Origin of the sequence: Streptomyces sp. NPDC035033 (genome assembly GCF_040636735.1) — a bacterium.
GTDB lineage: Bacteria > Actinomycetota > Actinomycetes > Streptomycetales > Streptomycetaceae > Streptomyces.
In genome coordinates this window covers 22,131-33,069 of sequence record NZ_JBEZUZ010000054.1, presented here as the reverse complement: position 1 = coordinate 33,069, position 10,939 = coordinate 22,131, and the positions used below count along the sequence as shown (strand labels likewise).

The 10,939-nt window shown below is 74.8% G+C and carries 11 protein-coding genes and 1 pseudogene; 10 read left to right on the top strand and 2 right to left on the bottom strand.

Features of this window, described 5'->3' with window-relative positions:
* Positions 1-50: 50 nt before the first annotated feature.
* Positions 51-533: pseudogene (locus AB0E83_RS21835) on the top strand (hypothetical protein); the annotation flags it as partial.
* Between the two features lie 398 nt (positions 534-931).
* Positions 932-1,936, top strand: coding sequence for a serine/threonine-protein kinase (locus AB0E83_RS21830; RefSeq protein ID WP_362114198.1), 1,005 nt, complete (start codon positions 932-934; stop codon positions 1,934-1,936).
* On the opposite strand, the gene AB0E83_RS21825 is transcribed toward AB0E83_RS21830, so the two are convergent.
* A complete protein-coding gene (locus AB0E83_RS21825) occupies positions 1,911-3,206 on the bottom strand; it encodes a streptophobe family protein (RefSeq protein ID WP_362114248.1) in 1,296 nt (431 codons plus the stop codon). The genes AB0E83_RS21830 and AB0E83_RS21825 overlap by 26 nt on opposite strands.
* A 550-nt stretch (positions 3,207-3,756) precedes the next feature.
* Here AB0E83_RS21825 and ectA point away from each other — a divergent pair.
* From ectA to ehuA, 8 genes are read left to right on the top strand one after another with little or no spacing between them, the layout of a single operon-like run.
* On the top strand, positions 3,757-4,305 hold the full coding sequence (gene ectA / locus AB0E83_RS21820) for a diaminobutyrate acetyltransferase (RefSeq protein ID WP_362114195.1): 549 nt from the start codon (positions 3,757-3,759) through the stop codon (positions 4,303-4,305).
* 32 nt (positions 4,306-4,337) lie between these two features.
* Positions 4,338-5,591: a diaminobutyrate--2-oxoglutarate transaminase gene (ectB, locus tag AB0E83_RS21815; protein ID WP_362114192.1), complete on the top strand. Its 1,254-nt coding sequence runs from the start codon at positions 4,338-4,340 to the stop codon at positions 5,589-5,591.
* Positions 5,592-5,617: 26 nt separating this feature from the next.
* Positions 5,618-6,022 carry an ectoine synthase gene (locus tag AB0E83_RS21810; protein WP_362114189.1) on the top strand — a complete coding sequence of 135 codons (405 nt, stop codon included), beginning with the start codon at positions 5,618-5,620 and terminating at the stop codon, positions 6,020-6,022.
* A gap of 49 nt (positions 6,023-6,071) precedes the next feature.
* Positions 6,072-6,971 carry an ectoine hydroxylase gene (gene thpD / locus AB0E83_RS21805; RefSeq protein WP_362114186.1) on the top strand — a complete coding sequence of 300 codons (900 nt, stop codon included), beginning with the start codon at positions 6,072-6,074 and terminating at the stop codon, positions 6,969-6,971.
* Between the two features lie 26 nt (positions 6,972-6,997).
* On the top strand, positions 6,998-7,909 hold the full coding sequence (gene ehuB, locus AB0E83_RS21800) for an ectoine/hydroxyectoine ABC transporter substrate-binding protein EhuB (RefSeq protein ID WP_362114183.1): 912 nt from the start codon (positions 6,998-7,000) through the stop codon (positions 7,907-7,909).
* Positions 7,910-7,920: 11 nt separating this feature from the next.
* On the top strand, positions 7,921-8,598 hold the full coding sequence (gene ehuC, locus AB0E83_RS21795) for an ectoine/hydroxyectoine ABC transporter permease subunit EhuC (protein ID WP_362114180.1): 678 nt from the start codon (positions 7,921-7,923) through the stop codon (positions 8,596-8,598).
* Positions 8,598-9,233: an ectoine/hydroxyectoine ABC transporter permease subunit EhuD gene (gene ehuD, locus AB0E83_RS21790; RefSeq protein WP_362114245.1), complete on the top strand. Its 636-nt coding sequence runs from the start codon at positions 8,598-8,600 to the stop codon at positions 9,231-9,233. The genes ehuC and ehuD overlap by 1 nt, the downstream gene beginning before the upstream one ends.
* Positions 9,223-10,014, top strand: a complete 792-nt coding sequence (ehuA, locus tag AB0E83_RS21785; RefSeq protein ID WP_362114177.1) for an ectoine/hydroxyectoine ABC transporter ATP-binding protein EhuA — start codon at positions 9,223-9,225, stop codon at positions 10,012-10,014. Before ehuD ends, ehuA begins: the two co-directional genes overlap by 11 nt.
* A gap of 75 nt (positions 10,015-10,089) precedes the next feature.
* Here ehuA and AB0E83_RS21780 read toward each other — a convergent pair whose 3' ends face one another.
* Positions 10,090-10,845, bottom strand: a complete 756-nt coding sequence (locus tag AB0E83_RS21780; RefSeq protein ID WP_362114174.1) for a hypothetical protein — start codon at positions 10,843-10,845, stop codon at positions 10,090-10,092.
* Positions 10,846-10,939: the final 94 nt, after the last annotated feature.

Sequence of the window (10,939 nt, the reverse complement as noted above, 5' to 3'; positions counted from 1 at the left end):
TCCCGGCCGCTGGATCCAATATCCAGGCCACGGGATCCGATCTCTCGGACATCGGATCCGGTTTCCGGCCCACGCACGTGGTGCCGCGCGACGGGCTGCCCACCTGGCAGGCGCCCGACCCCGGCTACCCGTCGGTGCCGCTGGACGCCTTCCTGCCGGTGCGGCTGGTGGAGCGGGCCGGGGACTGGGGGCGGGTGCTGTGCTCCAACGGCTGGTCCGCGTGGGTGGACGCCCGGCTCCTGGTGACGGTTCCGGAGGACCCTCCGGCGGCGGGTTCCGCACTCACCCGGACGGCCGATCCGCGGCCCCTCATCGCCCGCGCGGAGGACGCCCTGGGCCGGTACCGGCGGGCGGTGGAGGAGCTGGCGGCGGGCCGGGCGGACGGGGAGACCTTCCGGTGGCGCACGCGCGGGCTGCGGGTCGGGATGGTCGTCGACGGCGAGTCGGTGTGGCTGTACGACGCGGAGCACGAGCGCTGGGTGTACTGCGACGGGGCGGGCCTCACGACGTACGCGGCCACCTCGGGGCCGTCCCGCACGGCCGAGCCGCCCCGGGCCGCGAAGACACCCCGGCCCGCGCCCGAACCCGCGCCCGAACCCGGATCCGAATCAGGTCCCGGACCTGAGCCCGAACCCGGGCCCGGCCCGGCGGCGGCCCCCCACGAACCGACCCGGATCGTCCACGAACCACCCCCGGCCGACCACGAACCGACCCGAATCGTCCACGAACCGGTCCCAGCCCCCCACGAGCCGACCCGGATCGTCCACGAACCACCCCCGGCCGACCGCGAACCGGCCCCGGCCGGTCGCGAGCCGGCGCCGGTCGCGTACGAGCCGACGCAGGTGGTGCCGCGGGTCGACGCGGCGCCGGCGGACGGTCCGCCGCCGACGCGGGTCGTGCGCCGCCCGTCCGACGCGGAGGACGACCGCTGATGGGGGGCGGGGACGGGGCGCGGGACACCGGGCTCCCGGCGGGGCGGCCGTCCGGGCTCGCCGGCAAGGAGATCGCGGGCTACCGGGTGGAGGCCGAGATCGGGCGCGGCGGGATGGCCGTCGTGTACCGGGCGCGGGACCTGCGGCTCGACCGGACGGTGGCGCTGAAGCTGCTGGCACCGGAGCTGGCCCGCAACGACACCTTCCGGAAGCGGTTCGCGCACGAGTCGCGGGTGGCCGCCTCGATCGACCACCCGCACATCGTGCCGGTCTTCGAGGCGGGCGAGACGGAGGGGGTCCTGTACATCGCGATGCGGTACGTGGCCGGGCAGGACCTGGTGGCGCTGCTGGCCCGGGAGGGGCCGCTGCCGCCGCCGGCGGCGGGCCGGATCGCGGCGCAGGTGGCGTCGGCGCTGGACGCGGCGCACGCGCACGACCTGGTGCACCGGGACGTGAAGCCGGGCAACATCCTGGTCGCCGAGGGCACCGACCGGGAGCATCCGGAGCACGTGTACCTGACCGACTTCGGGCTGACGAAGAAGTCGCTGTCGCTGACCGGCTTCACGACGGTCGGCGAGTTCGTCGGCACGCTGGACTACGTGGCGCCCGAGCAGATCTCGGGCAAGCCGGTGGACGGGCGCTGCGACGTGTACAGCCTGGCGTGCGTGGTCTTCGAGACGCTGGCCGGGGCGCCGCCGTTCCGCCGCGACACCGACTGGGCGGTGCTGTGGGCGCAGCAGTACGACCCTCCGCCGCCGCTGGGCGAGTTCCGGCCGGGGCTGCCGGAGGCGGCGGACGCGGTGTTCGCGCGGGCGCTGGCGAAGACGCCGGAGGAGCGGTACGGGACGTGCCTGGAGTTCGTCGCGGAGCTGCGGGCCGCGCTGGCCGGGGCGGCGGGAGGGCCGGCCGCGGCGAGCGGGGCGGGCCACCGGACGCCGGGCCCGCCGCCGGAGCCGCCGGGCTGGGCGCGGCCGGTGTTCAGGCGCCTGGACGCCGGTCCCTGACCCCGGCCCCGGCCCCGGGGTCCGCCGGAAGCTGGCCGTGGTGCCGGGCGCGGGTGGCGAGGAGGCCGCCGAGGAAGCCGGCGACGAGGCCCCAGAGCAGGGCGAGGCCGACCGTCCGCCACACCTCGGGCCGGAGCACGACCTCGCCGCCGAGCGCCGCGAGGTCGCCGATGCCGAGGACCGACAGGCCGAAGCGGGCCTCGACGAGGGTGAGGGGCGCGATCACGAGCATGGTCAGGGCGAAGGCGACGCCGAGGTGGAGGGCGTGCCGCCAGGGCCGTACCCGGGCCGGGGAGCGCACGGCCGCGACGAAGGCGGCGGCGAGGACGAGGACGGCGGCGACGGGCAGCAGCCACCAGGCGCGCCCGTCCTCGGCGGCGAGCGAGGAGAGGTCCACGGTGGACAGGCCGGTGCCGTCGCCGCCGCGCAGGACGGCGTCGAGGACCTGAGGCATCGGGAGTCCGAAGGGGCCGTCGACCGTGCCTTCCCAGGCGCCGCCGATGCCGACGCCGAGGGCGAGCCAGCTGACGTTGGGCAGGCCCAGGAGGAGGACGGCGAGGGTCTCAGCGGCGTGCCCCTTGGTGGCGGCGACGACCAGGCCGATGACGAGGCCGACGGCCACGTACGCGAGGACCAGCAGGAGCATCGCCGAGGCGGCGGGCCGGACGGCCTCCTGGTACCGCAGCGCGCGCGGGGGCAGGGGGCTGCGGCGGGAGACGAGGAGGGCGATCAGGAGCACGCCGAGGATCCACAGGAGGCCGTGGCCGAGGGTGGGGCCGAAAAGGGTCCGGAAGCCGACGGTGGGGTCGGCGGCGTCGATGAGTTCGCCGAAGAGGTCGGCGAGGGGGTCCTGGGAGTCGCCGACGCCGAGGGTGAGGCGGAAGTCGTGGCGGGCCAGGGCGGAGAGCCCGGCGAGGGCGGCCAGCCAGAGGACGGCGAGGGCCGCGGCGCGGGCCGCGAGCTCGGCGGTCCCGGCCACGGCGTGGTGGCGCAGCGGGCGGAGGAAGAGCGCGCCGGTGACGAGCGCGCCGACGAGGGTGACGGTGAGGGGCATGGCGGTCAGTTCGCCCTGGGTGCCGGCGAGGGAGCCGGCCGAGCCCGTCACCTCGATCTGCCCGCCGGCGGCCATGACGACGACCGCGGCGAGGACGGCGGCGAAGCCGCCGGGCAGGTCGGCCGCGCCGGCGGCCCAGAGTCCGAGGGCGGCGGTGACGCCCATGGCGACGTATCCCGCCACGACGGCGGCGAGGGCCTGGACGACGGTGCGGATCCCCGCGCGGGCGGGGGTGCCGCCGGGGGCGCCGGGGCCGGTGGCGGGGGGCGGGGTGCTGGGGAGCGGGCTGCTCACCCTGACCACGCTAGTCCGGCCAGGGCGGCTCCGCCTGCGGGTGCGGTCCGTCCGGACGGCGGACCGGAGCCGCCGCACCGCACGACGGCGACGGCATCGGCATCGGCATCGGCATCGGCATCAGCAACAGCAACAGCAACAGCAACAGCAACAGCAACAGCAACGGTGACGGTGACGGTCCGTGAGCATGGCCCCATACGAGGCATCCCTAACCGGATTCGCCGCGGCCAAACGGGCCCGGAACCGACGATGCGGTAACGCTCCGGCAGCGCCGCAGCACGGATCGAAGGTGTTATGCCGTCGTTATAAACGAACACTTTGTCCCGTTCTGAACGACTAACGACCCCCCGATTCCACGGGACGGCCGCCCGGTCGTCCACGCGACCGCCGCCGTCCCATAACACGGATCACCGCCTTCCGGAACCCCTCGGGTCCAGGAAGTTCACGGCTGCGCTGGGTAACTTCGGCGCCCATGACCACAGCTCACACAGCACCGGAACACGTCCGGGACGAAGCGCCGGTCTCCGCCCGCGAGTGGACCGTCGGGCGGCCCCGGGCCGAGGACGGCGCCCAACTCTGGCGGCTCGCACGGGACTCCGGCACGCTGGACGTCAACTCCTCCTACAGCTACCTCCTGTGGTGCCGCGACTTCGCCGGGACGTCCGCCGTCGCCCGCGGCGCGGACGGACGGCCGCTGGGCTTCGTGACCGGCTACCTCCGGCCCGACGCGCCGGGGACGCTGCTGGTGTGGCAGGTCGCCGTCGACGCCGCGCACCGGGGGCGCGGCATCGCCGGGGCGCTCCTCGACCACCTCTCGGAGCGCGTCGCCCGCTCGACGCCGCTCGACGCCGTCGAGACGACCATCACCCCGGACAACACGGCGTCCGAGCGCCTGTTCGGCGCCTATGCGCGGCGGCACGGGGCACGCGTGAGCCGGACGGTCCTCTTCCCGTCCGCCGCCTTCCCGGCCCCCGGCCACGAGGCCGAGGTGCTGCACCGCATCGCGCCCCTCGCCTTCTGACCACCCCCCCTTTCCCCGTACTGGAGTCCCGCATGACGCTCATCGCAGAAACCGCCCCGACCGTCTTCGAGACCGTCGAGTCGGAGGTGCGCAGTTACTGCCGCGCCTGGCCCACCGTCTTCGAACGGGCCACGGGCAGCCTCCTGTTCGACGAGCACGGCCGCCGCTTCCTCGACTTCTTCGCCGGTGCCGGCTCGCTCAACTACGGCCACAACAACCCCGCCCTCAAACGCCCGCTCCTCGACTACCTCGGGAGCGACGGCGTCACCCACGGCCTCGACATGTCGACGACGGCCAAGCGGCGCTTCCTGGAGACCTTCCGCTCGGTGGTCCTCGAACCCCGCGGCCTCCCCTACAAGGTGATGTTCCCGGGCCCGACCGGCACCAACGCCGTCGAGGCGGCGCTCAAGCTCGCCCGCAAGGTCACCGGCCGCAAGACGGTCGTCTCCTTCACCAACGCCTTCCACGGCATGTCGCTGGGCTCGCTCGCCCTCACCGGGAACGCCGGCAAGCGGGCCGGGGCGGGCGTGCCGCTGACCCACACCACCCAGATGCCGTACGACCACTACCTCGGCGGCCGGACCCCGGACTTCCTCTGGTTCGAGCGGCTCCTGGAGGACTCCGGGTCCGGCCTCGACCATCCGGCGGCCGTGATCGTCGAGACCGTCCAGGGCGAGGGCGGGATCAACGTGGCCCGCGCCGAGTGGCTGCGCGGCCTCGCCGACCTGTGCCGCCGCCGGGACATGCTCCTCATCGTCGACGACATCCAGATGGGCTGCGGCCGCACCGGTGACTTCTTCTCCTTCGAGGAGGCCGGCATCACCCCGGACGTCGTCACCCTCTCCAAGTCGATCAGCGGCTACGGACTGCCCCTGTCCCTCTGCCTCTTCCGCGACGAGCTCGACGTGTGGGAGCCCGGCGAGCACAACGGCACCTTCCGCGGCAACAACCCCGCCTTCGTCACCGCGACCGCCGCCCTCGACGCGTACTGGCGCGACACGGCACTGCGGGACCGCACCCTCCGGCGGGCCGCCGCGGTCGAGGCCGCCCTGAGCACGCTCGGCGCCGGCACCCCCCGCGGGCGCGGCCTCGTGTGGGGGCTGGAGTTCGAGGACGGGGAGCGGGCCCGGGCCGTCTGCCGGCGCGCCTTCGAGCTGGGGCTCCTCGTGGAGACCTCCGGGCCGCGCGACGAGGTGGTCAAGCTGCTGCCCCCGCTGACCGCCACCGACGACGAGCTGGACGAGGGCCTCGGCATCCTCGCCCGCGCCGTCCGCCACACCGCCTGACCCCCCGCAGAAAGGTCCGCCCACCGATGATCGTCCGCAGCTTCGCCGAGCTGGAGAACACCGACCGGCACGTGAGGTCCGCCTCCGGCACCTGGGAGAGCAAGCGCATCGTCCTCGCCCGCGAGCGCGTCGGCTTCTCCCTCCACGAGACCGTCCTGTACGCCGGGACCGAGACCGCCATGTGGTACGCGAACCACGTCGAGGCGGTCGTCTGCACCGCCGGCGAGGCCGAACTCACCGACCACGAGACCGGCACGACGTACACGATCACCCCCGGGACCATGTACCTCCTCGACGGCCACGAGCGGCACACCCTCAAGGTCAAGGAGGAGTTCCGCTGCCTGTGCGTCTTCAACCCGCCGGTCACCGGCCGCGAGGACCACGACGAGAACGGCGTCTACCCGCTGCTCACCGAACCGGACGACGCCTGACCGCCCGCCCCTCCCCCATCCCCGCCGTACGAGAAAGGCCAGCACCGCGATGACCACCGCTCCCGCCCGCCCCGTCGACCCCTACCCCACGCGCGGCACCGAGGAGGCCCTCGTCTACCGCAAGGAGCCCGTCGTCTGGTCCGAGCCCGGCACGCCCGGCCCCTTCTGGCCGCGCGAGCTGGAGGAGTACGAGCGCAACGGCTTCTTCGCCGTCGACGCCCTCGTCACCCCCGAGGAGGTGGCCGAACTCCGCGCGGAGCTCGACCGGCTGGTCGCCGACCCGGGGCTGCGCGAGGACGAGCGGGCGATCGTCGAACCCCGCTCCCGGGAGATCCGCTCCGTCTTCGAAGTGCACCGGATCAGCGAGGTGTTCGGCCGGCTCGCCGCCGACCCCCGGCTCGTGGACCGCGCCCGGCAGATCCTCGGCTCCGACGTCTACATCCACCAGTCGCGCGTCAACGTCAAGCCCGGTTTCGGCGCCAGCGGCTTCTACTGGCACTCCGACTTCGAGACCTGGCACGCCGAGGACGGACTGCCCCTGATGCGGGCGGTGTCGGTGTCGATCGCGCTGACCCCGAACCACACCACCAACGGCAGCCTCATGATCATGCCGGGCTCGCACCGCACCTTCCTCGGCTGCGCCGGCGAGACGCCGAAGGACAACTACAAGAAGTCGCTGCGGATGCAGGACGCCGGCATCCCCTCGCGCAAGGCCCTCACCACCTTCGCCGAGGCCTGCGGCATCGAGCACTTCACCGGCGAGGCCGGCTCCGCCGTCTGGTTCGACTGCAACGCCCTGCACGGCTCCGGCGACAACATCACCCCCTTCCCCCGCAGCAACGTCTTCCTCGTCTTCAACAGCGTGGAGAACGCCCCGGAGCGGCCGTTCGCCGCACCCGTGCGCCGCCCCTCCTTCATCGCCGCCCGGGACACCACCCCCATCGGCTGACACCCCTCCCCCGCGAAAGGACGCACATGACGACGCACCCCTCCCGCAGACACCTCCTGTCCCGCGCCGCCGTGCTCGGCGGACTGCTCACCGTCTCCGCCCCGCTCGTCGCGTGCAGCCGGACGGAGGCCGGCACGGGCGCGCCGGCCGGTGACGCGGACCTGCTGGAGAGGCTGCGGAAGCAGGGCCACGTCCGGGTGGGGTTCGCCGGCGAGGCACCGTACGGCTTCCAGGACGGCGGCGAGCTCGTCGGCGAGGCGCCCACCCTCCACCGGGAGGTCTTCACCGCCCTCGGCATACCCGAACTGCGGCCCACGCTCACCGAGTTCGGGTCGCTCATCCCCGGGCTGCTCGCCGGCCGGTTCGACGTGGTGAGCGCGGGCATGGCCATCACGCCCGAGCGGTGCGCCAAAGTCGCCTTCTCCGAGCCGGAGTTCGTCTCCCCCACCGCGCTCATGGTCCCCCGGGGCAATCCGAAGGGCCTGAGCGACCTGGCGTCGTGCGCGGGCGCGGGGGCGCGGGTCGGCGTCCTGACGGCCGCCGTCGAGGCCGCGTACGCGAAGGCGGCGGGCGTCCGGGACGGGTCCGTGGTGACGGTGGCCAAGCAGCAGGACGGCCTGGACGCCCTGCTCGCCGGGCGGATCGACGCCTTCGCCCTCACCGGCATCTCGCTGCGCCGGCTCGCCCGCACCAACGCCGGCGCCGCCGTGGAGGTCCTCGAACCGTTCGTGCCGGTGGTCGACGGGGTGAAGCGGTACAGCCCCGGCGGCGCCGTCTTCCGGCGGGGCGCCGTCTCCCTGCGGAAGGCCTTCGACACGGAACTCACGAAGATCACCGGCGACCCCGCCCGGTACGTGCGGCTGATCGGGAAGTACGGCTTCACCGAGCGCGAGGTGCCGCCGCGCACCCTGCGCACCGCGGACCTGTGCGCGGGGTGACGGGCTCCGGCATGACCGCGTTCCTCTCCGAGCTGGGCCGGGCGCTGCCGTCGATCGGCGAGGGCCTCCTGGTCACCCTGGAGGCGACGGCGCTGGGCGCGGCCCTCGCCCTCCTCGTCGCCTTCGCCCTGGGCCTGGCCTCCCGCTCCCGCTCCGTCGTCGTCCGCGGCGCCACCCGCGTCACCGTCGAGTTCCTCCGCGGCACCTCGCTGTACGTCCAGCTGTTCTGGCTGTTCTTCGCGCTGCCGATGCTCGGCTTCCGCCTCGAACCGCTGGCCTGCGGGGTGCTCGCCCTCGGCCTCAACTACGGGGCCTACGGGGCGGAGGTGGTGCGGGGCGCGCTCGCCGCGGTGCCCGCCGCCCAGACCGAGGCGGCGATCGCGCTGGGCATGGGGCCGGGGCTGCGCCTGCGGCGGATCGTGCTGCCGCAGGCGTACGCGCTGATGATCCCGCCCTTCAAGAACCTGCTGATCCAACTCCTCAAGGCGACCCCGCTGCTGTCCCTGGTCACCGTCGCCGACCTCACCTTCCGGATCGACCAGCTCCGCTCGGCGACCGGCGGCACCGCCGCCGCCCATCTGCTGCTGCTCCTGCTGTACTTCGGGATCGCCGCCCTGCTGGGCGCGGGGATGAACGCGCTGGAGCGCCGGGCGAAGGCGCGGCTGGGCGCCGTGGGCGGTGGCGCGTGATGTGGGACATGGACGCGGCGCGCGCCGCGCTGCCCGTCGTGCTGTCCGGCTTCGGCGTCACCCTGCTCGCCACCGTGCTCGGCTTCGCCGTCGCCGCGGTCGCCGGCCTCGCCGTCGCCCTGCTCCGGCGCTCCGCCCCCCGGTGGGTGGCCGGGCCGGTGGGCGCGCTCGCCGCGTTCGTCCGCTCGACGCCGGTCATGGTGCAGCTCTTCGCCGCCTGGGTGCTGGTGCCGGGCCTGGACGCGCTCGCGCTCGGCGTCCTGGTCCTGGGCCTGCACTACGCCACGTACCTCTCCGAGGTGTACCGGGCCGGGATCGACGCCGTGCCGAAGGGGCAGTGGGAGGCGTGCACGGCGCTGTCGCTGCCGCGGCGGCGGGTGTGGCGCGCGGTGGTCCTGCCGCAGGCCGTGCGCAACGTGCTCCCGTCGCTCGGCAACTACGCGATCTCCCTGTTCAAGGAGACCCCGTTCCTCTCCGTGATCACGGTGGACGAGATGGTCCACGAGGCGAGCGCCTTCGGCAGCACCCACTTCGCCTATCTGGAGAGCTTCACCCTGGCCGCCGTCGTCTTCCTGCTGGCGAGCTGGCCGACGTCCCTGCTCGTCCGCCGACTGGAGGCCCGCCTTGCCCACTGAGACCGATCGCGCCCCGGAGAAGGTCCGGTTCGACCGGGTGACGAAGCGGTTCGGGGACCACACCGTCCTCGACGGCCTCGACCTGACGGTCGCGCCCGGCGAGCGGGTGACGCTGATCGGCCCGAGCGGCTCCGGGAAGACCACCATCCTGCGGCTCCTGATGACCCTGGAGCGGGTCACGGACGGGATCGTCCACGTCGACGGGGAGCCGTTCTCGCACATGCCGGCCGGCCCCGGCGGGAAGCTCGTCCCGGCGGACGAGCGCTACCTGGCCCCGCGCCGCAGACGCGTCGGCATGGTCTTCCAGCAGTTCAACCTCTTCCCGCACATGAGCGTCCTGGCGAACGTCGTGGAGGCGCCCCGGCACGTCCTGGGCCTCGACGCGGACGAGGCCGCCGCGCGCGCCCGGGACCTGCTGGCCCTCGTCGGCCTCGCCGACAAGGAGGACGCCCACCCCACCCGGCTCTCCGGCGGCCAGCAGCAGCGCGTCGCCATCGCCCGGGCCCTGGCGATGCGCCCCGGCCTGCTGCTCCTGGACGAGGTGACCTCCGCCCTCGACCCCGAACTGGTGGCGGAGGTCCTGGACGTGCTGCGGGACGTGGCCGGCGCCACCGACATCACCATGCTCTGCGTCACGCACGAGATGGGCTTCGCCCGGGACGTCTCCGACCGGATCCTGATGTTCGACCGGGGCCGCGTGCTCGAATCCGGCCCGCCCGGGTCGCTCCTCGACGCGCCGGAGCACGAGCGGACCCGGGCCTTCCTCCGGTCGTTCAGGTGACGCGCCGTCACCCCGGCGGAGAAGGAACGGAGGCGGGGGTGAGGGCGGCGGGGCCCGCGGCCGCCGCCGGGCGGCTCAGCGGTCGGCGCGGAGGACGAAGACGGTGGCCTGGACGGCCACCAGGGCCGAGCCGGCGGCCGTCGCCGCCACGGCCGCCCAGCCGTCCCAGACCCCGCCGGCGACGAAACCCACGAGGAGGGGGACGGCCAGGACGCCGCAGATCCTCGCCGGGCCGAAACGGACCCGCGCCCGGGGGACGCGGCCCCGCGCCGTGTCCCGGGCCCGGCGCTCACCGCCGTACGCGCCGACGAAGGCCACCCCCGCCAGCCAGACGCAGGCGGCCGCGAGCCCGGCGAGCGGCCCCACATCGCCTTCCGGCAGCGGGTCGACGTCCTCGCTCAGGCCCGCGTGCCGGGCGGAGACGCGGAGGTCGCGCCAGACGGTGACCTCGACGGCGTCGCCGGGCCCCAGGACCCGGGAGAGCTCCCCCGCCGGCTCCAGGTCCAGCGGCCTGTCCAGCGGAGCGGGGGCCGGCGGGCGCAGCCGCACCCGGAACTGCCGGGCCTTCCCGGAGCGGACCTCCTCGGCGGACTCCACCGTGGCCCGTACCGTGCGCAGGCAGTCCGTCCCGCCGGCCGCTCCGGCGGCGCAGGGCCCGGCCGCACGGTACGCCCGCTCGGCCTCCACCTGTCCGGAAAGGACCACGCCCAGCCCCGCCGCGGCCCCCAGCGCCGCCAGCCCGAGCAGCGCGCAGCCGATCCCCCACAGCCGCTGCCCCCGCACCGACCCGGGCCGGTCCTGGTCCCGGCCCGCCGTCGCGTTCCCCGTCATGGTCGTCCTCCCCGCCGTGCTCCCGGGCTCCTCGTCCGCCCGGACCGGAACGATCACGCCACGGGCCGCCCGGCGGGCGCCATGTCCGCCCCCA